We start from the raw sequence: 23,125 nt of genomic DNA on the forward strand, positions 1-23,125 counted from the left end.
GTTTCCTTATAATACGGGTTTGTTGGGTGATAAAAAATCAGATGGAGACATCGTTCAGCAGGACGATTTCCAAAGCATCGGTTTTGCCGTCTATGGCTTGCACGAAGTTTTGGAAATGCGCGCTGGCGTTGTGGCTGTCCACAGCGACTTGTGATGCCCAGTTTTCAAAGAATACAAACCGGTTCGGGTTGCCGATTTCCTGATGCAGGTCATAGCTGATGTTGCCTTCTTCTGCACGGCTGGCGCGGACGAGTTCTTTAAACTGTACCGCCAGCTCTGCGGTGTATTCCGGTTTGACGGTAATCAAAGCGGCAATTTTGATGTTGGACATGAAACAATGCTCCGAAATGGTGGTTTTACAGACGGCGTTTACGGTAAAAATCCTGCAAAAGGCCGTCTGCAAATGGATATGCGCGGGGTATCAGATTTTTAAAATGCGCTCGCCGCGACCGATACCTGCCGCACCGGTACGCACGGTTTCCAAAATGGCCGCACGACCGACGGTTTCCAAGAAAGAGTCCAGCTTTTCGCTCGATCCCGTTACCTCGATGGTGTAGCTGCGGTCGGTTACGTCGATGATGTTGCCCCGATAGATTTCGCTCAAACGGAGAAACTCGTCCCGATCTTTGCCGACGGCGCGTACTTTTACCAACATCAGTTCTCGCTCGACAAAACGGCTTTCGTTCAAATCCACTACTTTGATGACTTCAACCAGCTTGTTGAGCTGTTTGGTAATTTGTTCGATAACGGTTTCATCGCCGTGGGTAACGATGGTCATGCGCGACAGGGTTTTGTCTTCCGTGGCGGCTACCGACAGGGAGTCGATGTTGTAGTCGCGGGCGGAGAAAAGACCGACTACACGGCTCATCGCGCCTGATTCGTTTTCAATCAAAATCGATAAAATCCTTCTCATGGCACGCTCCTTGTGTCGTAATCGCGGTCTGTAACATCGTTGACATCGCTGTCGGCTTTGGTTTCGCGCATGTGTACCGGCAGTACCATTTCATCGAGACCTTTGCCGTTGCCGACCATTGGGAATACGTTTTGTTTTTTATCGGTAATGAAGTCGATAAATACCAGACGGCCTTCACGGTTCAGACGCAAGGCTTCGCGCAATGCGCCTTCCACTTCGGAAGTCTTGTCCACGCGGATGCCGACATGGCCGTATGCTTCGGCGAGTTTGACGAAGTCCGGCAGAGAATCGAAATAAGTTTCCGATTCGCGGTTGTCGTAATACAGCTCCTGCCATTGGCGCACCATACCCAGATAACCGTTGTTCAGGGTAACGACGGTCAGCGGGATTTTGTATTGGAAGCAGGTGGAAAGCTCTTGAATATTCATCTGAATCGAGCCTTCGCCGGTAATACAGAATACGTCTTGATCCGGTGCGGCAAGTTTCGCGCCCATTGCATAAGGCAGGCCTACACCCATCGTGCCCAAGCCGCCGGAGTTGAGCCACTGGCGCGGGCGTTCAAACGGATAATATTGGGCGGCAAACATTTGGTGCTGGCCGACATCGGAGGTAACAATCGCTGAATTTCCGGTAATTTCCGCCAGTTTTTTGACGACATATTGCGGCTTGATGGTTTCGCTTTCGTTTTCAAACCACAAACAGTCGCGGATACGCCAAGATTCGATGGTTTTCCACCATTTGTCCAAATGCTCGCGGCTCGGGATACTGTTTTGTTTCTCAATCAGCCCAATCATTTCCGCCAGTACGTTTTTCACATCGCCGACAATCGGTACGTCGACACGCACGCGCTTGGCGATGCTGGAAGGATCGACATCGACATGGATGATTTTTTTCGGTTTTTCCATGAACTTGGAGGGTACGGAAACCACACGGTCGTCAAAACGTGCGCCGACAGCCAGCACTACATCGGCGTTCTGCATGGCAAGATTGGCTTCGTAAGTGCCGTGCATACCCAGCATGCCCAAGTATTGGCGGTCTCTGGAAGGGAATGCGCCCAAGCCCATCAGTGTACCGACACACGGTGCACCGGTAGAGCGGACGAAATCAATCAGTTCGCCGCTGGCATTGCCCAGCACGATACCGCCGCCAAAGTAAACCAACGGACGTTTTGCCGAAGCAAACATCTGAACCGCTTTTTTAATCTGTCCGGTATGACCCTGTACAACAGGTTGGTAGGAACGGATAAAGATATCTTCCTGCGGATAGCTGAATTTTGCCATCGCTTGGGTAACGTCTTTCGGAATATCCACCACAACAGGCCCCGGGCGGCCGCTGGCGGCGATTTGGAAGGCTTTTTTAATGGTAACCGCCAAATCGTTGATGTCTGTTACCAAGAAATTGTGCTTCACACACGGACGGGTAATGCCGACGGTATCGACTTCTTGGAACGCATCCGTACCGATGGAAGGCGTACCCACTTGTCCGGTAATCACCACCATCGGAATCGAATCCGAATACGCCGTCGCAATACCGGTCAGCGCATTGGTCGCCCCCGGGCCGGACGTTACCAAAGCCACGCCGACTTTGCCGCTGGTACGCGCATAAGCGTCTGCCGCGTGTACCGCAGCCTGCTCGTGTCGGGTCAGAATGTGTTTGAATTTGTTGAGCTGGAAAATGGCGTCGTAGATTTCGAGAACTGCACCGCCGGGATAACCGAAAACATATTCCACGCCTTCGGCTTTGAGACTTTGCACAACGATTTGTGCACCTGATAATTGCATAACAACCTCTTTTTTACGGCGTCGGCCCAACCGGACTGGCTGCCTTACCACAGCACCTGTAATGCAAGTCCGACAAGCAGCGGTTTAGGGTACGCGCTTTGCCGGAACACGGTAACGGCAACATAATCCGAGCATTGAACCAAGGCTCAGAGTTTATGGAAAAGAAGAATGCCAACGATAACGCAAACACGCGTTTCAGGCAAGACAAAAACTTTCATTTTTAACATTATTTTGAAGAAGGATTTATTAATACTTGATTTTTATAAAATAAATATCGGCGCAAAATCAAGAATACAGGGGCATATTGTCAACACTTTGAGTGCTTGCTCCATGTTTCGGCGGGGCTGGCAAGCGCAACCGGTTTCTGTTGCGTTGCATTGATGCGGCGGATACATGACATGGCGAATGGTTTGAACGGTAAACCGCAATCATGCCGTCTGTATATATGAATTTGCAGACGGCATGATGGGGCGGAATTGGTTTTTGTGGCGATACGGCTATTTGGGCAGGTGTGGTTGTATGGTGTTGCGGAGGAGCGGTAGATTTGAACGGGCGGAGACAGTTTTGTTTGTCATTTGCTTGGTTGCTATAGGGCTGGTTTAAGGTGAGGCGGTAGAACGCGTTTTCTGCGGTCGGTTAGCAATAAGAAAGCAAGGGAATATTTGCAGAGGAAAGGCAGCTTGGTAAGAGGGTGTTGCGGACAAGCAAGGGAGAGGTGTGTAGAAAGTCTGATATATTGGATACTTGGTTTATCACATTTGGGGGTATTTTTTCGGGGGTATTTGGTCGATACCCCCAATAATACCCCCTAAATATGGTTGCTTCAATGCAACGGCATTAGACGGTAAGGAACAGGTAAAGTCGTTTGAAAGCCTTATGTATCGGGCGTTTGGTTTACGGCATTAGATGGTGTTAGACAAAAAAATAACCGCTTCAGAGCGGTTAGTGGTGCCCAGGGTCGGACTCGAACCGACACACCTTGCGGCGGGGGATTTTGAGTCCCCTGCGTCTACCAATTTCGCCACCTGGGCAGGTGAGAAAGACGCTATTATAGCTGCGTGGATAAAGTTGTAAAGGCTTTTATGTTCGGATTTGTGATTTATTTTTTATTTGTTTGATTTTTAAAAATATTATTTGAACGATTTGGAGAGGTTTTATGTTTTGTGCGGTATGGGTAAATAGGGTAGGCATGAGAAGCGGGCGGGAGGAAACCGGGAATTTATGCTGTTCATGATAAAAATAGTTAAAAATAACTACATTTCATCGCTTAAACGCGTTAAGATAGGCAGATATTTTTGTTTTTATTTAAAGTCTAAACAACCGTTTTGCGGTAAACCTTTGAATTGGAGATTCCGTTATGCTGACCATGAACAAATCTTTTTTGCTCGGTGCTTTCGCGTTGGCGGCGCTGACTGCCTGCAGCCCTAAGGCGGATAATGCCGGACAGGCCGCGCCGCAGACTTCCGCTCCTGCAGCGGAACAGGCCGCACCTGCCGCACAATCCCGCGGTATCGATATGCGTAAAGAAGACATCGGCGGCGATTTTACGATGACGGACGGCGAGGGAAAACCGTTCAATCTCAGCGATTTGCAGGGTAAAGTGGTGGTATTGTCGTTCGGTTATACCAACTGCCCAGATGTTTGCCCGACAGAGTTGCTGACCCAAAGCGATATTTTGAAACAACTCGGCGATCAGGCAAAAGATGTTCAAGTGGTATTTGCCAGCGTCGATCCTGAGCGCGATACGCCCGAAGTGGTGGGCAAGTATGCCAAACAGTTCGACCCCAGCTTTATCGGCCTGACGGTAACGGGCGATCAGAGCCTGCCGGTAGTGAAGCAGCAATACCGCGTGGTGTCGGCTAAAGTTGTTCAGGGCGACAGCGACAATTATTTGGTTGACCACACTGCCGGCTCTTATTTAATCGACAAAAACGGCGAAGTGGCGTTTTTCGAACCTTACGGCACAGAGCCTGAGAGCGTGGCTGCCGACATCCGCAGTCTGCTGTAATTCCGTCAAGCCGTCTGAAAATGACTGTTGTTTTCAGACGGCCTTTATGTTGGCGCAAGAGCATGGCTGAACCGGTGCAGATACCGTATCAACAGAAATAGAGCAAACATGAGCAAGCAAACTTTAACCATTGCCCTTTCAAAAGGCCGTATTTTTGAAGAAACCCTGCCGTTATTGGCGGCTGCCGGCATTGTTCCCGCCGAAGATCCCGAAAAATCACGCAAGCTGATTATCCATACCAACCATGAAAATATCCGCTTGGTGATTGTCCGCGCAACAGATGTGCCGACTTATGTCCAATACGGGGCGGCCGATTTCGGCATTGCCGGCAAGGACGTTTTAATCGAACACGGCGGCGACGGCCTCTACCAACCCTTGGATTTGAAGATTGCCAAATGCCGCATGATGGTTGCCGTGCGTAAAGGGTTTGACTACGAATCCGTTTCACAACCGGGCAGCCGTCTGCGTATTGCGACCAAATATCCCAATATTGCCGCCGAACACTTTGCCGCCAAAGGTGTGCATGTCGACATCATCAAACTTTACGGCTCGATGGAGCTTGCCCCGCTGGTGGGTTTGAGCGATGCCATCGTCGATTTGGTTTCTACGGGCAATACCCTGAAAGCCAATCATCTGGAAGCGGTAGAACACATTGTCGATATTTCCAGCCGACTGGTGGTCAATAAAGCCGCGCTGAAAACCAAACATACGTTGATTGAGCCGATTATCCAAGCGTTTGCCGGCGTGGTAAATGGCGGACAGTAAGATTTGCAGACGGCCTTTTTCAATGCGGGAGTCGAATTTCCGGCATAGGAAGGCCGTTTGAAACATAAAACCGGCAGCTTGAGTGTAAAGTGTTGTCTATGCGTGGCAACGCCGTATGATGCTGTATCCGGCATGACGCACTTGAACAGATAGGGAGAATAATATGCGGAGCAAATGGCAGGGTATGCTGGCGGCAGGTGCAGTATTCGTTTTGGCTGCGTGTGCGGCGACGACGGAGCAGGAAGCGCAAAACCGGACTGCTGCGCTGCCGGTGGGCGAATGGCAGTGTGATATTCACGGCCTGCCCGACAGCGAGATGACGGCAGATGTGGTTTTGCACGCGGACGGTACGGGCGAAAGCGTTTCCCGACTGGCGATGCAGCTTGAGCCGGGTTTGGTGTGGCGTTTTGAAATACAAAGCAAAAGCAAATGGCGTATGGAAAACGGGTATTATTTCGAGCGGTATGCCGAAGCCCCGAAAGTGCGCGAGCTGCCCGCGCAAACACAGTCGGAACGCCTGATGCGGAAAGTGGCGGAAAAGAACGAGTCGCTGGAAACGCTGCGTGCGGAAACGATGGAGGCTTTGGCGGAGAATGACGGCGAAGAAATATCGGCTCAAATCATCCGTTTGGATAAAGAAGCGTTTGTCAGCAGCGTGGGCGATGTCCGCTTGGAATGCCGCCGCGCCTGATGATTTGAAACTTCCGCATATTTTTACAGACGGCCTGAATGCCTGCCAAACCGCGTTGATGCCGTCTGTAAACCGTATCGGCAATATCTTTGCAAAAAATACGGTATCGGCTGTTTGATTTTGAAAACAGGGTGCGGCCAAGCTGCCGAAACAGCCGCCTTGTTGCCCCGTATTGCCCGATGTTTGCTGCCTCATTGTTTCTGTGTGATTTGACCATCGTTTTTAAGGTATAGATGATTATGAAATTCCTCAACACCCAATCTCCCGACTTCCAAGCCGAGTTGAAGGCATTATTGGCTTTTGAAACCGCGCAAGACCCGAAAATCGACCAAATCGTTGCCGACATCTGCGCCGACGTACAAAAGCGCGGTGATGCGGCACTCATTGAATACACCAATAAATTCGACGGCACCTCTGCCCGCAGCATGGGCGATCTGACGCTGACTCAGACCGATTTGCAAGCCGCGTTCGAGCGTATCCCCGCCGATGTCCAAACGGCATTGAAAACCGCTGCCGAACGCGTGGAAAGCTACCACCAACGCCAAAAAATGGAATCTTGGAGCTATGAAGACGAAGACGGTACTTTGCTCGGCCAGCAGATTACCGCGCTCGACCGTGTAGGCATTTATGTACCCGGCGGCAAAGCGGCTTATCCGAGTTCGGTCATTATGAACGCCATGCCCGCGCACGTTGCCGGCGTGAAAGAAATCATCATGGTGGTGCCGACACCGAAAGGCGAGCGCAACGACATCGTATTAGCTGCGGCGTATGTGGCGGGCGTTACCAAAGTGTTCACCGTCGGCGGCGCGCAAGCCGTGGCGGCCTTGGCCTACGGTACGGAAACCGTGCCGCAAGTCGATAAAATCACCGGCCCGGGCAATGCTTTCGTTGCTGCCGCCAAACGCCGCGTGTTCGGCATAGTCGGCATCGACATGGTGGCAGGGCCGTCTGAAATTCTGGTGGTTGCAGACGGCACCACACCTGCGGAATGGGTGGCGATGGACTTGTTCAGCCAGGCCGAGCACGACGAAATCGCCCAAGCCATCTTAATCGGCACTTCTCAGGAATATCTGGATGCCGTCAAAGCCGCACAAGACAAACTCATTCAGGAAATGCCGCGCCGCGACATTATCGAAGCCAGCTTGGGCAACCGCGGCGCATTCATTCTGGCCAAAGATTTGGACGAAGCCTGCGAAATCGCCAACTACATCGCGCCGGAACACTTGGAGCTGTCGCTTGAAAATCCTCAAGAATGGGCGAAAAAAATCCGCCATGCCGGTGCGATTTTCATGGGCAAATACACCAGTGAAAGCCTCGGCGACTACTGCGCCGGCCCCAACCACGTTTTGCCGACCAGCCGCACCGCCCGATTCTCCTCGCCGCTGGGTACATACGATTTCCAAAAACGTTCCAGCCTGATTCAGGTTTCCGAAGCAGGGGCGCAAAAATTGGGCAAAATTGCCAGTACGCTGGCGCACGGCGAAATGCTGACCGCACACGCCCGCGCCGCGGAATTCCGCTTGAAGTAAGGCTTACGGGATAAAAAAGGCCGTCTGCAAAATGATGGTTTGTTTTGCAGACGGCCTTTTTATTCTGTATGAAAGAACAGTATCTATGGAATTTATAGTCGAATAAAATGAGAATGAGACAAGGCAGCGAAGCCGCAGACAGTACAGATAGTACGACAAGGCAAAGCAACGCAGTATCATTCTTATTTTAAAAGGCTATAAAATATTGTCATAAAATTTCTTGGGTGGTAGTAATGTTTTGCGAACATGCTTCAGGAATGGGCTTGGTCGATGATGTTGCGCTCAGGTTTTTGATGCCTGATAGTGCAATATAATCGCCGATCAGAATCTTTCTTTGGCTGTTTTTGTTCACTAAACCAATGAGTTGTCGATTATCATCAAATAATAAATCATTATGCTTCGGAATGGCTAATGTGCCAATGTTTTCCGGGTGGTGCGGATTGCCCTCGGACAAGCAGCCGTTATAAACAATTAATCTCGTACTAACCAAGGGTTCAATCATCAAGCCGTTATCCAGAATATCATCGCCGGTCAGATAAAATATTGCTTCGGCTTGCGCTTTTGCTGTTGGCGGGGTTTTATCTGATGTATCGGGTGTGCTGCCGGGATTGTTGTGATTGGGAAAGGTTGCTGCTGCGGGCGTATTGGTTAAACTTGTCGGATTGCAGGCGGTGAGGCATAAGGCTGATAACACTCCGATAATATCGTGTAATGTCATGTATTAAGCTCCAAACAGCGAAATAATTCAAATTATTCTGCTGTTTGTACCATTTATTGGGCTATTTGAGAATAGGCTTGGCAGATGGCGCGAGGCGGCGGACTGGCCGGCGCGGCTGAGGGCTGCTTGCTTTGCGGTGTATGCCGTCTGCGTTTTTCATGGTGTTGTGAGCGGTTTTGTCCGTGCGCGGCGGACGTTCGGCAATGCACGTTGAAACAGCCGTCGCGGTAATCATGCTGCCTTGGACGGCTGAATCCGGGTGCGGTGTGCCTTAATCTTTCTGCAAATGTGCCAGCGGCAGGGCGGTGGTGTTTTTGATTTCTTTCAACACAAAACTTGATTGCGCGTCTTGTACGCCGTGGTGGGATAAGAGCGTATCGAGTACGAAATGGGAAAAGGCGTTCATATCGGTAAAAAACGCGTGCAGCAGATAATCGGTTTCTCCGGTCAGGGCAAAGCAGCTCAATACTTCCGGCCAAGTCTGCACGGCGTTGGAGAAGTCTTCGCGCGCATCTTTGGCCTTGCTGATGGCAACGCGGATAAATGCCTGCAAGCCCAGCTCGACTTCTACGGGCGAAAGCAGTGCGGCATATTTGCGGATAATGCCCGCGTCTTCAAGCTGTTTCAGGCGGCGCAGGCAGGGCGAGGGGGAGAGTGCCACCCGTTCGGACAGCTCGACGTTGGTCAGACGGCCGTTTTCCTGTAAAACCTGCAAAATTTTCAAATCGGTTTTATCCAAAGTAATCTGTGGCATGCAATTCTCCTTTGTCGGTGCTTCAAGCCCGCGGTAGCATGGTTAATCAAATTTAACTTATTATAAGCCAGTAAAATTAAAAATTGTAGAATAATCTGTGTTAAATAAAAGTGTACGAAAAATAATCGTTTTGCAGACGGCATTTTTTCATATTGCGCGGAAAAGAGGGGCGGACAATGCCGTCTGCAAAAAAATTCTGCGGCGCAACGCTTGCCGAAAAGACAGTTTCAAGCCATAATCCGAAACATGTGCAGGAGAGTGTTACACCTTGCTACACGGTGTGGCCACCGAAGGCGCAGATGCCCTTAAATCGCTCAGGTAAAAGGACTGCACATTGAAAGAAAACATCTGGAGAGCGGCTTGTGCCACCATAAGCCCACCGAAGGGGAAAAGGCAGTTTGAACCACCATTCAAATACAGGCCGCGCCGCAATGAGCAGATTGCGGATAATGTGCGGTTTGCCGAAAATCTCAGGTTCAAGGACAGATAGGGTCGCCGCGCAGTCAAAGTGCGGAACGGCCTATAAATACCAAGTATCCGCCGCCATCGGATTTGCAGACGGCATTGCCTGCCCGACAGCGGATACCCCACCGGAGAACTTCCCATGTCTGCTCTGAAAACCACCCCGTTTCACCAAGCCCATCTCGATGCCGGCGGCAAGCTGGTCGATTTTGCCGGATGGGAATTGCCCGTCAACTACGGATCGCAAATTACCGAACACGAAGCCGTGCGTACCGATGCCGGCATGTTCGACGTTTCACACATGCTGGTTACCGATGTAACCGGCGATCAGGCAAAAGCCTTTTTCCGCAAACTCTTGGCCAATGATGTCAGCAAACTGCCGTTTGTCGGCAAGGCCCTGTATTCCGCCATGTTGAACGACAACGGCGGCGTCATCGACGACCTCATTGTCTACCGCACCAACGAAGCCGAAACCCAATACCGTATCGTATCCAACGGAGCCACCCGTGAAAAAGACTCCGCCCAGTTTGCCAAAGTCGGTGCAGACTTCGGCATTGCGCTGAACCCGCGCTATGATTTGGGCATGCTGGCCGTGCAAGGCCCGAAAGCGGTTGAAAAACTGCTGGCGGTCAAGCCTGAGTGGGCGGATACCGTGAATGCGCTGAAACCCTTCCAAGGCGCGGATTTGGGCGGCGATTGGTTTGTCGCCCGCACCGGCTACACAGGCGAAGACGGCGTGGAAGTGATTCTGCCGGCCGCCGAAGCCGAAGCCTTCTTCAAAGCCCTGCAAACAGCAGGCGTACAGCCTTGCGGCCTCGGCGCGCGCGATACCCTGCGTATGGAGGCGGGCATGAACCTCTACGGCAACGACATGGACGACGATACCAGCCCGCTCGAAGCCGGTATGGGCTGGACGGTCGATCTGAAAGACGAAACCCGCGATTTTGTCGGCAAAGCCGCATTATTGGCCTTGAAAGAAAAAGGCGTGGCCGTCAAGCAGGTCGGCCTCTTGCTCGACAAAGGCGGCATTCTGCGTTCGCATATGGAAGTGCTTACCGACAAAGGCCGGGGCATCACCACCAGTGGCGTGTTCTCGCCCAGCCTCAAACAATCCATCGCCATCGCCCGCGTGCCGAAAGATTTTGACGGCGATGTGGCCAAAGTATTGATTCGCGGCAAAGAAGTCGGCGTGCGCGTGTTGAAACTGCCGTTTGTGAGAAACGGGCAGAAACAGTTTGATTAAAATGTTTTTGCAGACGGCCTGATGCCGAAAGGCCGTCTGCAAAATAAAATTTGACCCGAGCTACGACAAGCTAAACCCCTATTTATCCGTTTAACAGGAGAACACTATGAGCAATATCCCAGCCGAACTGAAATACGTCGCCAGCCACGAATGGCTGCGCCCCGAAGCCGACGGCAGCGTTACCGTAGGCATCACCCACCACGCGCAGGAATTATTGGGCGACATCGTTTTTGTCGAGCTGCCCGAAGTCGGCGCGAATCTGGCTGCCGAAGAGCAGGCCGGCGTGGTGGAATCGGTGAAAGCCGCTTCCGATGTGTACGCACCGATTGCAGGCGAAGTGCTTGCCGTCAACGAAGAACTGCCGAGCGCACCGGAAACCGCCAACAGCGATCCTTACGGCGCAGGCTGGTTCTTCAAAATCAAACCGGCCAATCCGGCTGATTTGGACGGCTTGTTAACCGCCGAACAATACGCGGAAGAAGTGAAATAACATCAGTGCAGGCCGCCTGCTGTGTGGCGGCCTGTAACTGTTTTAAACAAACAATCCGGCGCAGTCTGAACGGTTTGCGTTGCTTCCGTGCTGTTTGGTACTCGGACGGGTAAGGCTGTTGCGGCAGGTGATGTGCCGTCTGAAAACGAACCGACCGTAAACCATGTTCGGCAAATCCGTTTCGGGCGGTTTTTTTGTTTGGAATACACAGAAACCTTTACCAAACCGCAAGCAGAGTGTGTTGAAGAAAAAAGAGGGCGGACGCTTGCATAACCGCTCCACTTGGAGATTGGAAAGAGGCGGAACAGCATGAAAACCATCGGCATCATCGGCGGCATGAGCCCCGAAAGCACCGTTTTGTATTATCAGACCATCAACCGTGAGGTCAATGCGCGTTTGGGCGGAAACCGCAGCGCGGACATCTTCATGCACAGCATTGACTTTGAAACGGTTGCGGCCATGCAGCGTGCGGGAGACTGGGCGGCGGCAGGGAGATTGTTGGCGGAGAGCGGGCGCAAGTTGGAAAAAATGGGCGCGCAGGCTTTGGTGCTGGCAACCAATACCATGCACAAAGTCGCTTCCGATATTGAATCGGCAGTCGGTATTCCGCTGATTCATGTGGTGGACAGCACCGCAGTTGCCGTTAAGCAGCAAGGTTTGGCAAAAGTCGGACTGCTGGGTACAAAATTTACCATGAGCGACGGCTTTTATAGCGAACGCATGGCTCAGGCAGGTATCGGCACTTTAATGCCGTCTGCAAAAGAGCAAAACGAAATCCACCGTATTATTTTTGAAGAACTCTGCCGCAACCGCATCGAACACGCCTCACGCGATTACTATTACCGCGCGATTGAAGCGTTAAAACAGGCGGGCGCGGAAGGTGTGGTTCTCGGCTGTACCGAAATCGGACTGCTTGTTAAGGCAGAGGAGTGTCCGCTGCCGGTGTTTGACAGTGCCGAAATTCATGCGATGGCAGCCGTTGAGTTTATTTTATCCTAAGCAAAAATGACCACTTACTGCCGATTTGCCGCCGCGCTGCCCGACGACACCGACAACCCCAACAAACATTACCACGATAATGTATACGGGTTCCCCGTGTACGACGACAACGAATTATTCGGGCGGCTGGTGTTGGAAATCAATCAGGCGGGTTTGAGTTGGACGATTATTTTAAAAAAGCAGACGGCCTTTCAGACGGCATACAAGGGTTTCGACATTGCCGCCGTTGCCGCTTTTGACGGTGAAGACCGTGCGCGTTTGCTGGCGGATGCCGGCATTGTACGGAACCGCTTGAAAATCAACGCCGCGATTCACAATGCACAGCAGATTTTAGCAATTCAAAAAGAATACGGTTCGTTTAAAAACTGGCTCGACAGCCACCACCCGCAAGACAAGGCCTCGTGGGTGAAGCTGTTTAAAAAGCGGTTTAAATTTGTCGGCGGCGAGATTGTCGGCGAATTTCTGATGAGTACCGGCTACCTGCCCGGTGCGCATGATGAAGATTGTCCGGTGCGGGCGCGGATTGCGGAGGCCGTCTGAAAACAAGGCAGATTGGGGTTGTTTTACTATTTGTGTTGTAGAAGGACAAATGCGCCGGGGTACGTCTTATGCGGGGTGTGTTGAATTTCATAAAATGGGGATTGTGCCATCATTCCGGCTTTGAATTGAAAAATATGCAGACGGCCTGAACCTGAAAAATCCTTCCAAAGGCCGTCTGCAAATTAAAAACAAAAACTGCAAAACGAGAAACCATGAAACCCAGCAGCCTTTTGAAAGCGGCGGTTTTTATCATCGGCATGTCCGCCTTTATCCAAGTGTATTCCGTGCAGGCGGTGCTGCCTGTGCTGATGGCTGACTTGCGGGCGACGGAAGTGCAGGCGGGATTGGCGGTCGGTGCCGCGGTATTGGGCGTGGCCTTGATGTCGCCGTTTATGGGTATGCTTTCGGACGCTTTCGGACGCAAAATCTTTATTACCGCTTCGCTGCTTTATCTGTCGCTGCCGACGGCGCTTCTGGCTTTTTCGGCCGACATCCACCAAATGATTGCGCTGCGTTTTCTGCAGGGATTGGCGGTGCCGGGCATTACCGTGGTGCTGATTGCCTATATCGGTGAGGAATTTGAAACCGGAGATGTGGCGCGGCTGATGGCGGTGTATGTTTCCGGTACGGTATTCGGCGGTTTTATGGGACGTTTCCTGCTCGGCTATTTGAGCGAGTGGGCGGGTTGGCGCGGCGCATTCGGTGTTATGGCGGCAGTCAGTCTGGCGTGCGCGCTGTTTGTCTGGCAGCAGTTGCCGAAATCGCAACACTTCACCGCCAAGCCCGATTTTCAGACGGCCTTTGCCACGCTGAAATCTCATGTACGCAACCGCTATGTCGTATCGGCATCGCTTTTGGGAATGTGCGTATTGTGTTCGCTGGTCGGCTGCTTTACCTACATCAACCTGCATTTGGCCGGGCCGCCTTATCGGTTGAACAGCAGCGAACTGGCCGATATTTTCACGGTGTACCTTATCGGTATGGTGATTACCCCTCTGTCGGCGCGGCTGATGGCGCGTTTCGGCAGCGTAAAAACCATTGTCTTGGCGGTGTGTCTGTCGATGGCGGGTGTGGCGATAACCTTGTCCGCACCGCTCGCAGCGGTTGTAGTAGGGCTGGTGTTGATGTCGTCGGGCGTGTTTGTGACTCAGGCGGCCACAATCAACTACATCGCCGCCCACGTCAAACAAGGCCGTTCGCTCGCTTCGGGTTTGTATTACATGGCCTATTACAGCGGCGGCACGATAGGCGCATTGTTGTGCGGGCTGGCTTATACAGGCGGACAATGGTCGGGCGTGGTTTATACGCTGCTGGCGGTTCAAGCGGCGGCATTGCTGGTTGCCGTCAAAGGCATGAAGGCCGTCTGAAAATGGCATAAGTATTGCTTGTCGGGTGAGATGACAATACAGATTTCAGGAACGGGTCGTATGTTTCAGACGGCCCGACTCTTCAAAAGGAAAGAAAATGAAACTACATGATTTGTTAGACTCCAACTCATTCGCGCCGCGCCATATTTCGTTTGGCGACGAAGCCGCACTGCTGAAGGCTTTGGGCGAAAAAAACATGGAGGAATTTATCAGTAATACCGTGCCGCAGAGCATCCGTATGCCGTCTGAACTCGACCTGCCTAAAGCATTGAGCGAAACGGAAGCGTTGGCAAAATTGAAAGAAACCGCCTCAAAAAACCTGATTGCCAAATCCTATATCGGCTTGGGTTACTATCCGACCCGTATGCCGAACGTGATTTTACGCAACGTACTGGAAAATCCGGGTTGGTACACCGCTTATACCCCGTATCAGGCGGAAATCGCGCAAGGCCGTTTGGAAGCGTTGTTGAATTTCCAACAAATGACCATCGACCTGACCGGACTGCCGGTAGCGGGCGCATCCCTGCTCGACGAAGCCACAGCCGCTGCCGAAGCGATGGCGATGGCCAAACGCGTCGGTAAAGTCAAATCCGATAAATTCTTCGTGGACGACCGCGTACTGCCGCAAACATTGGACGTGATGAAAACCCGCGCCAAATATTTCGGTTTCGAGCTGGTGGTCGGCGATGCGAAAAAAGCCGGTAACGGCAAAACCGAATACTTCGGCGCACTGCTGCAATATGTCGGCAAAGACGGCGATGTATTCGACCTGAAAACACGCATTGCCAAATTGAAAGACAAAGGTACGGTGGTAGCCGTAGCGGCCGACATCATGAGCTTGGTACTGCTGAAATCGCCGGGTGAAATCGGTGCGGACATCGCCTTGGGCAGCACCCAGCGTTTCGGTATTCCGATGGGCTTCGGCGGCCCGCACGCAGCGTATTTTGCGTTTAAAGACGAATACAAACGCTCCGCGCCCGGCCGCATTATCGGCGTGTCGAAAGACACTTCGGGCAAACCCGCGCTGCGTATGGCACTTTCCACCCGCGAGCAGCACATTCGCCGCGAAAAAGCCACTTCCAACATTTGTACCGCCCAAGCCTTGTTGGCGAATCTTGCCGGTATGTACGCCGTTTACCACGGACCACAAGGTCTGAAACGTATCGCCGAACGCATTCACGTTTTAGCGTCCGCATTCGGCAACCTGCTGGCAGACGCCGGTTTGGAGTTGGTATACGATACCTATTTTGATACCGTTGCCGTTGATTTGAAAGACAAAACGCGTGCCGACGAAGTGTTCTATACCGCACAAAAATGGGGCTACAACCTGCGCCGTGTCAGCGATACCGTCATCGCCGTTGCCTTCCACGAAGAGTCCGAGCGCGGCGAGTTGGCTGTTCTGTACGCGCTGTTTACCGGCAAAGAACAAGTATTGCTGGAAAACGACGTAACAGGCCGTCTGAAAAAATCCCTGTTGCGTAAAGACGATATCCTGACCCACGAAGTGTTCAACCGCTACCACACCGAACACGAAATGTTGCGTTATCTGAAAAAACTGGAAGACCGCGATTTGGCGATGAACCGCAGCATGATTTCGCTCGGCTCCTGCACCATGAAGCTGAACGCCACCAGCGAAATGCTGCCGGTTACCTGGCCCGAATTTGCCAATATCCACCCGTTTGCCCCTTTGAATCAGGTGCAGGGCTATATGGAAATGCTCGGCGGCCTCAAAGCCCAGCTCAAAGCCATCACCGGCTTTGACGAAATCTCCATCCAGCCCAACTCCGGCGCGCAAGGCGAATACACCGGCCTGCTCTCCATCCGCCGCTACCACGAAGCCGACGGCGCGGCAGGGCGCGACGTATGCCTGATTCCGCAGTCCGCCCACGGTACCAACCCCGCTACCGCCGCCATGCTCGGCATGAAAGTCGTCGTCGTCAAAACAGACGAACGCGGCAATGTCGATGTCGCAGACCTCAAAGCCAAAGCCGAACAATACCGGGACACGCTGGGCGCACTGATGATTACCTATCCGTCTACCCACGGCGTGTACGAAGAAGGCATCCGCGACATCTGCAAAATCATTCACGACAACGGCGGCCAAGTTTACATGGACGGTGCCAACATGAACGCCCAAGTCGGCATCATGCAGCCGGCCGAAGTCGGCGCAGACGTACTGCACATGAACCTGCACAAAACCTTCTGCATTCCGCACGGTGGCGGCGGTCCGGGCATGGGCTGTATCGGCCTCAAAGCACACCTTGCCCCGTTTGCCCCGAGCCACACCGTAACCCCCGTTGCCGGTGCTACCGAAGGCATGGGCGCAGTGGCCGCCGCACCTTACGGTTCCGCCTCCATTCTGCCGATTACTTGGATGTACATCACCATGATGGGCAAACAAGGCATGAAGCAGGCAACCGAATGGGCATTGCTCAACGCCAACTACGTGGCCAAGCAGCTCGGCGAAGACTACCCGATTCTCTACACCGGCAAAAACGGCCGCGTCGCCCACGAATGTATCGTGGATTTGCGCCCGCTCAAAGCCGAAAGCGGCATCACCGAAACCGACATCGCCAAACGCCTGATGGACTACGGTTTCCACGCGCCCACCGTCTCCTTCCCTGTGGCGGGCACACTGATGATCGAGCCGACCGAATCGGAAAGCAAAGCCGAACTCGACCGCTTCATCGCCGCGCTGAAATCCATCCGCCGCGAAGTGCAAAAAGTGCAGGACGGCGTATGGCCGAAAGACGACAACCCGCTGGTCAACGCGCCGCATACCGCCGCCGACCTCACCAAAGAATGGATGCACCCGTACAGCCGCGAAGAAGCAGTGTTCCCGCTGCCGTATGTACGCGAACACAAATTCTGGCCGAGCGTCAACCGCGTGGACGATGTGTATGGCGACCGCAACCTTATTTGTACCTGCCCTCCGGTAGAAGCATATGAGGATTGATTAAACAAATTCGGCAATAAATATAGTCGAATAAAATAAGAATGAGACAAGGCAGCGAAGCCGCAGACAGTACACATAGTACGGCAAGGCAAAGCAACGCTGTATCATTCTTATTTTAAATGACTATAATAAAAAGGCCGTCTGCAAATATGCAGACGGCCTTTTTTGTTTTTTCATGCAAAAATAAGACGATGCCCCTGTTTAAGAAACTCAAACAGGGGCTCATACATAAAGTATTTTACGTCGCGGCACGTCTTTGCAGACGGCCTTATTGTAGCAACGGCTCTCATCTCGTAGTGCAACAATATTTGCGTATTCTAATTTGTTTTTTATCGGCGTGCAAGATGATGGCCGCTGCGGTAAATATGCCGACCATTTTTTTCTTGTATCAAACATTTGTTCCGTTACGGCTCTGTTGACGTAAAAATGTGGTATAAGATGATATTTTTTCTGCATAAAACGGAGAAATCATGGGTGCGTATCCGCAGAAATACATATTGGGATTGGATTTGGGCATTGCTTCGGTGGGCTGGGCTTTGGTATCGGTTGATGAAAATGAAAATCCGAACGGCCTGCTTGATTGCGGCGTGCGCACGTTTGAACGGGCGGAAGTGCCGAAAACAGGGGATTCTTTAGCCAAAGCGCGGCGCGAGGCGCGTAGCGTGCGCCGCTTAATCCGCCGCAGGGCGCACCGTTTGCTGCGTTTGCGCCGCTTGTTGAAACGCGAGGGCGTGTTGGCCGCAGCGGATTTTGATTCAAACGGTTTGGTTCGGGATTTGCCCGTTGATGCATGGCCGCTGCGCGTGGCGGGTTTGGACAGAAAGCTGGAAGCCAAAGAATGGGCGGCGGTGTTGCTGCATTTGGTGAAACACCGCGGTTATCTGTCGCAGCGCAAAAGCGAAATGCAGACGGAAGATAAAGAGCTCGGCCGCCTGTTGGCCGGTGTGGCGGAAAACAGCAAATTATTGCAGCAAGATGCTTACCGCACGCCTGCGGAATTGGCGGTAAAGCATTTTGCTGTGCAAAACGGTCATATGCGCAACAAAGGCGGCGATTATTCGCATACGTTCAACCGCCAAGATCTGCAAAGAGAACTGCATCTTTTGTTTGAAAAACAGCGCGGTTTCGGCAATCCGTTTGCTGCGGCTGAGTTGGAAAACAGAGTAGATACGCTGCTGATGACCCAGCGCAGTGCTTTGCAGGGCGAGGCGGTGCTGAAAATGTTGGGCAAATGTACGTTTGAGCCTGCCGAATACAAAGCGGCGAAACACACCTATTCCGCAGAGCGGTTTGTGTGGCTGACCAAGCTGAACAATCTGCGGGTTTTGCACAACGGCGAAGAGCGGGCTTTAGAGGAAGCTGAGCGCAAAATGCTGTTGGACGAGCCGTATAAAAAAGCTAAATTCACTTACACGCAGGCGCGGAAATTATTGGATATGCCTGCCGATGCGGCATTCAAAGGCTTGCGTTACGGCAAGGATTCAGACGGCCTCAAGGCTGAAAACGGTACGCTGATGGAGATGAAGGCTTACCATAAAATCCGCCAAGTTTTGGAAAAGGCGGGCTTGAAAACCGAATGGCAGGGCTTGGCGTGCAAACCCGATTTGCTGGACGAAATCGGTACGGTCTTTTCGCTGTATAAAACCGATGAGGATATTTCGAGCTGCCTGAAAGACAAGCTGCCTGAAAACGTATTGCAAGCTTTGTTGGCAGGCTTGAATTTCGACAAATTCATTCAGCTTTCACTCAAAGCCTTGTCTCAAATTATGCCGCTGATGGAAAACGGTATGCGCTACGACAAGGCTTGCGAGGCGGTGTATGGCGACCATTACGGTTTGAAAAAGAAAGAAGAAAACCTGCTGCTGCCCCGGATTGCTGCCGATGATATCCGCAACCCTGTTGTATTCCGTACCTTAACCCAAACTCGGAAAGTGGTTAATGCCATTATCCGCCGCTACGGTTCGCCGCAGCGCGTGCACATCGAAACGGCGCGTGAGTTGGGCAAGTCTTATAAAGACCGCAAGGAAATCGAAAAACGGCAGGAAGAAAACCGTAAAGAACGTGAGCGGGCGGCAGCGGATTTTAAAGAATTGTTCCCGAATTTTGTCGGCGAACCCAAAGGGCAGGATATTTTGAAGTTGCGGCTTTACAAACAGCAGCAATGCAAATGCCTGTACTCGGGTGCGGAAATTGATTTGCGCCGCTTGAACGAAAAAGGTTATGTCGAAATCGACCACGCGTTGCCGTTTTCGCGCACTTGGGACGACAGTTTCAACAATAAAGTGCTGGTGCTGGGCAGCGAAAACCAGAAAAAGCGCAACCAAACGCCGTATGAGTATTTGGACGGTGCAAGCAACAGCCAGCGTTGGCGCGAATTTCAGGCGCGTGTGGCCGGCTGCGGTTTCCCGTATGCCAAGAAACAGCGGATTCAGACGGCCAAACTCGACAGCAAAGCCGAGCAGGGCTTTTTGGAGCGTAATCTGAACGATACGCGCTATATCGCCCGCTTTTTGTGCAACTTCATCGAAGAAAACCTGCATTTGGAAGGCAGCGGCAAACGGCGCGTGTTTGCTTCAAATGGCCAAATCACATCGCTCTTGCGCGGCTTATGGGGCTTGCGGAAAGTGCGGGAAGACAACGACCGCCACCATGCACTGGATGCTGTGGTGGTGGCGTGTTCCACCGTATCCATGCAGCAGAAAATCACCAAAGCTATGCAGCGGCGCGAAACATTGGAAACGGTGGACACCGAAACCGGCGAAGTGAAGCAGCGCATTCCGCAGCCGTGGGATTTTTTCCGGCAGGAAGTGATGATACGCGTGTTTAGCGATCAGCCGCACGAAGAGCTGGCCGAGAAACTCGATTCGCGCCCGCAGGCTCTGCATGAGCATGTTACGCCGCTGTTTGTTTCCCGCGCACCGAACCGCAAGATGACGGGGCAGGGGCATTTGGAAACCATTAAATCGGCGAAAAGGCTTTCTGAAAAAATCAGCGTGGTGAAAAAGCCGCTGACGCAGTTGAAAAGCAAAGATATTGAAAACATTGTCGGTTATCCCAATCGCGAACCTGCGCTTTATGCGGCTTTGCGGGAACGATTGGCCGCGCATAAAGACGACCCGGTTAAGGCATTCGCTGAGCCGTTTTACAAACCGGCGAAAGACGGAGGGAAAGGGGCTTTGGTCAAAGCCGTGCGGGTGGAAGACGTGCAGAAAACCGGTGTGATGGTGCGTAAAGACCGACAAGGAATTGCGCGCGGCATTGCCGATAATGCCACCATGATACGCGTGGATGTATTCGGAAAGAACGGCAAAAACTATCTGGTACCGATTTATGCGTGGCAGATTGCCAAAGGTATTTTGCCGAATAAGGCGGTGGTACAGGGTAAGGATGAGGCCGACTGGGATGTAATGGATGAAAGCTATGCGTTTAAATTCACGCTATATCCGAATGATTTGGTAGAAGTTATTAGTAAGAAAGGTAGGATTTTTGGCTATTTTGGCGGCTTGGATAGAGCCACCGGCAATATTAATGTTAAAGAACATGATATGGCAAAAAATAAAGGGAAAGAAGGAGTTCACCGTAGTTTAGGTGTAAAAACGGTTTTATCCTTCCAAAAATATCAAATCGACCCTTTGGGAAAAGAAATCCGCCTGTGCAAAGCGGAGAGGCGCCTTGAGTTGAAAAACAAAAAATAAACCCGTATGCCGTCTGAAATCTTTTTGCAGACGGCATATTACGTTACAACACACGGAGAAACCGATGACTTGGCGCAGCATACTGATCAGCAAACCCGCCCGTTTGTCGTTGCAGCAAAACCACCTGCTGATCCGGCAAGACGAAGCCATTCCCGTGCCGCTCGAAGACATTGCCGTGATTGTGGTTGAATCGCGCGAAGTGGTGCTGACCGCGCCGCTGTTGTCCGCGCTGGCGCAATACGGCGTTACCCTGCTGACCTGCGACGAGCAGTTTTTGCCCTGCGGCCAATGGCTGCCCTTTGCCCAATACCACCGCAGCCTGAAAATCCTCAAGCTGCAAATCCATATGACGCAGCCGCAGAAAAAGCAGCTTTGGCAGCGGATTGTGCAGCAAAAAATCCGCAATCAGGCATGGTTGCTGGATTACAGCGGCCACGACATCGGCGCAGGCCGTCTGAATGCTTTGGCGGATGAAGTAAAATCGGGCGACAAAGGTTATGCCGAAGGACAGGCCGCCGCGCTGTATTTTCCGCTGCTGTTTGGCGATGCGTTTACCCGCAGTCAGGAAAACGCCGTCAATGCCTGCTTGAATTACGGTTACAGCATCGTGCGCTCTGCCGTTGCCCGCGCGCTGGTGCAATATGGTTTTCTGCCCGCGCTGGGTTTGCAGCACAAGAGCGAGCTGAATGCATTTAATCTGGCCGATGATTTTATCGAGCCTTACCGGCAGATTGTAGATTTGCTGGTGTACGATGCCGTATGCGCGCAAAGCCTGCCTGAAACGCTTACGCCCGAAACCAAACTCAGGCTGGTAGGGCTGCTTTGCTGTCAGATTATGCTCGACAAACGCCGTTACAGCCTGCTGGCCGCGATCGACCGCACCATACAGTCTTTGCAGACGGCATTAACCGAAAACAATCCCAAACTGCTGAAGCTGCCGCAAATGCTGCCTCTGAAAGAGCATGATTATGAGTGAGGCCCAATTTATGCGCTTAATCGTCTTTTTCGACCTGCCCGTTACCACCGCTGCCAAGCGCAAGGCAGCCAACCGGTTCCGCAAATTTTTGCAGAAAGACGGCTACCAGATGCTGCAACTTTCGGTATATTCGCGCATCGTTCGCGGGCGCGATGCGTTGCAAAAACACCACAAAAGGCTGCTGCAACAACTGCCCGAAGAAGGGCAGGTGCGTTATTTGGAGGTAACGGAAAAGCAATATGCGGGTATGGTGATGCTGATTGGCGAGCCGAAAACGCGTGAAAAAAAGGTGAATGCCGACCAGCTTTTGCTGTTTTAAAACGGAATTTTAGGCAGAAATAAAGCGGAGAACCCTTGTTTTTCAAGGATTCCCCGCTTGGCTATTGTAACACTACGAGATGAGAGAGGGAGCTACAACATTACATCAGCCCGCGCCTTCGTTAACCATATTGTAACACTACGAGATGAGAGAGGGAGCTACAACTGTACATTTTCGCTCCTAAGCCGAGCGTTAATTGTAACACTACGAGATGAGAGAGGGAGCTACAACGCTAACCCTACTTCTTATATAAAGCTTATAATTGTAACACTACGAGATGAGAGAGGGAGCTACAACTGAGCTGCTGGATGCGCTGCGCCGTATGAAATTGTAACACTACGAGATGAGAGAGGGAGCTACAACTGGAGACCTCTCCTACAGCAACCAAAAAATATTGTAACACTACGAGATGAGAGAGGGAGCTACAACTCCTGCCGACTTCTCCTTGGGCATTACTGAATTGTAACACTACGAGATGAGAGAGGGAGCTACAACTAGATGTTTTGCCGGTGCCGGGTGTGCCGGATTGTAACACTACGAGATGAGAGAGGGAGCTACAACGAATTTTTGTTTGAGGCCGAACAAAGCAATATTGTAACACTACGAGATGAGAGAGGGAGCTACAACAAGTCATATATTGCTGAAAACTACTATGTAATTGTAACACTACGAGATGAGAGAGGGAGCTACAACGTACCCCAGCACGGCAGAGGAGGCGTTTCAATTGTAACACTACGAGATGAGAGAGGGAGCTACAACCAAGAAAACAACATACCGACAGGCATACTGATTGTAACACTACGAGATAAGAGCGTTGTAACGTAAATTGGCAAGGTTAAGTAACACCATATCATTATGATTTTAAAAATAATATATTGTTGAAAAAGCAGCAATGAAAAGGCCGTCTGCAAATATACAG

19 protein-coding genes, 1 tRNA gene, 1 CRISPR repeat array and 1 riboswitch are annotated in these 23,125 nt (G+C 51.8%); of the genes, 14 read left to right on the forward strand and 6 right to left on the reverse strand.

From position 1 onward, the window contains the following. Window positions 1-37: 37 nt before the first annotated feature. From EL111_RS02180 to EL111_RS02195, 4 genes are all read right to left on the reverse strand, one after another. A complete protein-coding gene (locus tag EL111_RS02180) occupies window positions 38-331 on the reverse strand; it encodes a putative quinol monooxygenase (protein ID WP_123795640.1) in 294 nt (97 codons plus the stop codon). Window positions 332-421: 90 nt separating this feature from the next. Further along, window positions 422-913, reverse strand: a complete 492-nt coding sequence (gene ilvN / locus EL111_RS02185; protein ID WP_123795639.1) for an acetolactate synthase small subunit — start codon at window positions 911-913, stop codon at window positions 422-424. Then, window positions 910-2,694 carry a biosynthetic-type acetolactate synthase large subunit gene (gene ilvB / locus EL111_RS02190; protein WP_123795638.1) on the reverse strand — a complete coding sequence of 595 codons (1,785 nt, stop codon included), beginning with the start codon at window positions 2,692-2,694 and terminating at the stop codon, window positions 910-912. The genes ilvN and ilvB overlap by 4 nt, the downstream gene beginning before the upstream one ends. A 946-nt stretch (window positions 2,695-3,640) precedes the next feature. Next, a tRNA-Leu gene (locus tag EL111_RS02195) sits at window positions 3,641-3,725 on the reverse strand. Between the two features lie 326 nt (window positions 3,726-4,051). Here EL111_RS02195 and EL111_RS02200 point away from each other — a divergent pair. The 5 genes from EL111_RS02200 to hisD all read left to right on the forward strand — a co-directional run bounded on the left by EL111_RS02200 (window position 4,052) and on the right by hisD (window position 7,687). Continuing rightward, window positions 4,052-4,702, forward strand: a complete 651-nt coding sequence (locus EL111_RS02200) for an SCO family protein (RefSeq protein ID WP_123795637.1) — start codon at window positions 4,052-4,054, stop codon at window positions 4,700-4,702. Window positions 4,703-4,810: 108 nt separating this feature from the next. Next, entirely contained in the window at window positions 4,811-5,467 is a 657-nt protein-coding gene (gene hisG / locus EL111_RS02205; RefSeq protein WP_123795636.1) for an ATP phosphoribosyltransferase, read from the forward strand. Between the two features lie 163 nt (window positions 5,468-5,630). After that, the gene (locus tag EL111_RS02210; protein WP_123795635.1) at window positions 5,631-6,158 is read left to right on the forward strand and encodes a hypothetical protein; all 528 of its coding nucleotides are present in this window, start codon (window positions 5,631-5,633) and stop codon (window positions 6,156-6,158) included. Continuing rightward, entirely contained in the window at window positions 6,130-6,276 is a 147-nt protein-coding gene (locus EL111_RS10470; RefSeq protein ID WP_162842983.1) for a hypothetical protein, read from the forward strand. Before EL111_RS02210 ends, EL111_RS10470 begins: the two co-directional genes overlap by 29 nt. Before the next feature lie 121 nt (window positions 6,277-6,397). Beyond that, entirely contained in the window at window positions 6,398-7,687 is a 1,290-nt protein-coding gene (gene hisD, locus EL111_RS02215) for a histidinol dehydrogenase (protein ID WP_123795634.1), read from the forward strand. Between the two features lie 208 nt (window positions 7,688-7,895). Here the strand turns inward: hisD and EL111_RS02220 are convergent, their stop codons facing one another. After that, complete coding sequence (locus tag EL111_RS02220; RefSeq protein WP_123795633.1) at window positions 7,896-8,405, reverse strand: hypothetical protein; 510 nt, start codon at window positions 8,403-8,405, stop codon at window positions 7,896-7,898. Window positions 8,406-8,676: 271 nt separating this feature from the next. Continuing rightward, window positions 8,677-9,159: an Lrp/AsnC family transcriptional regulator gene (locus tag EL111_RS02225; protein WP_123795632.1), complete on the reverse strand. Its 483-nt coding sequence runs from the start codon at window positions 9,157-9,159 to the stop codon at window positions 8,677-8,679. A 241-nt stretch (window positions 9,160-9,400) separates the two neighbouring features. Next, a riboswitch (glycine riboswitch) is annotated at window positions 9,401-9,499 on the forward strand. A gap of 264 nt (window positions 9,500-9,763) precedes the next feature. Between EL111_RS02225 and gcvT the strand changes: the two genes are divergently transcribed. The 9 genes from gcvT (at window position 9,764) to cas2 (ending at window position 22,206) form a co-directional block, all read left to right on the forward strand. Continuing rightward, entirely contained in the window at window positions 9,764-10,864 is a 1,101-nt protein-coding gene (gene gcvT, locus EL111_RS02230) for a glycine cleavage system aminomethyltransferase GcvT (RefSeq protein WP_123795631.1), read from the forward strand. 106 nt (window positions 10,865-10,970) lie between these two features. Further along, on the forward strand, window positions 10,971-11,354 hold the full coding sequence (gene gcvH, locus EL111_RS02235) for a glycine cleavage system protein GcvH (RefSeq protein WP_123795630.1): 384 nt from the start codon (window positions 10,971-10,973) through the stop codon (window positions 11,352-11,354). A 309-nt stretch (window positions 11,355-11,663) separates the two neighbouring features. Next, window positions 11,664-12,353: an aspartate/glutamate racemase family protein gene (locus EL111_RS02240; protein ID WP_123795629.1), complete on the forward strand. Its 690-nt coding sequence runs from the start codon at window positions 11,664-11,666 to the stop codon at window positions 12,351-12,353. Window positions 12,354-12,359: 6 nt separating this feature from the next. Further along, entirely contained in the window at window positions 12,360-12,893 is a 534-nt protein-coding gene (locus tag EL111_RS02245; RefSeq protein WP_123795628.1) for a DNA-3-methyladenine glycosylase I, read from the forward strand. Window positions 12,894-13,105: 212 nt separating this feature from the next. Then, a complete protein-coding gene (locus EL111_RS02250) occupies window positions 13,106-14,260 on the forward strand; it encodes an MFS transporter (protein WP_123795627.1) in 1,155 nt (384 codons plus the stop codon). A 97-nt stretch (window positions 14,261-14,357) separates the two neighbouring features. Continuing rightward, window positions 14,358-17,216: an aminomethyl-transferring glycine dehydrogenase gene (gene gcvP, locus EL111_RS02255; RefSeq protein ID WP_123795626.1), complete on the forward strand. Its 2,859-nt coding sequence runs from the start codon at window positions 14,358-14,360 to the stop codon at window positions 17,214-17,216. Window positions 17,217-17,686: 470 nt separating this feature from the next. Further along, window positions 17,687-20,911: a type II CRISPR RNA-guided endonuclease Cas9 gene (cas9, locus tag EL111_RS02260; protein ID WP_123795625.1), complete on the forward strand. Its 3,225-nt coding sequence runs from the start codon at window positions 17,687-17,689 to the stop codon at window positions 20,909-20,911. Window positions 20,912-20,975: 64 nt separating this feature from the next. Then, window positions 20,976-21,887: a type II CRISPR-associated endonuclease Cas1 gene (cas1, locus tag EL111_RS02265; RefSeq protein WP_123795624.1), complete on the forward strand. Its 912-nt coding sequence runs from the start codon at window positions 20,976-20,978 to the stop codon at window positions 21,885-21,887. Next, complete coding sequence (gene cas2, locus EL111_RS02270) at window positions 21,880-22,206, forward strand: CRISPR-associated endonuclease Cas2 (protein WP_123795623.1); 327 nt, start codon at window positions 21,880-21,882, stop codon at window positions 22,204-22,206. The genes cas1 and cas2 overlap by 8 nt, the downstream gene beginning before the upstream one ends. Window positions 22,207-22,269: 63 nt before the next feature. Continuing rightward, window positions 22,270-22,965: a CRISPR direct-repeat array (repeat unit 36 nt; unit sequence ATTGTAACACTACGAGATGAGAGAGGGAGCTACAAC). The last annotated feature ends 160 nt before the right edge of the window (window positions 22,966-23,125 follow it).

Source organism: Neisseria animalis (assembly GCF_900636515.1).
Taxonomy (GTDB): Bacteria; Pseudomonadota; Gammaproteobacteria; order Burkholderiales; family Neisseriaceae; genus Neisseria; species Neisseria animalis.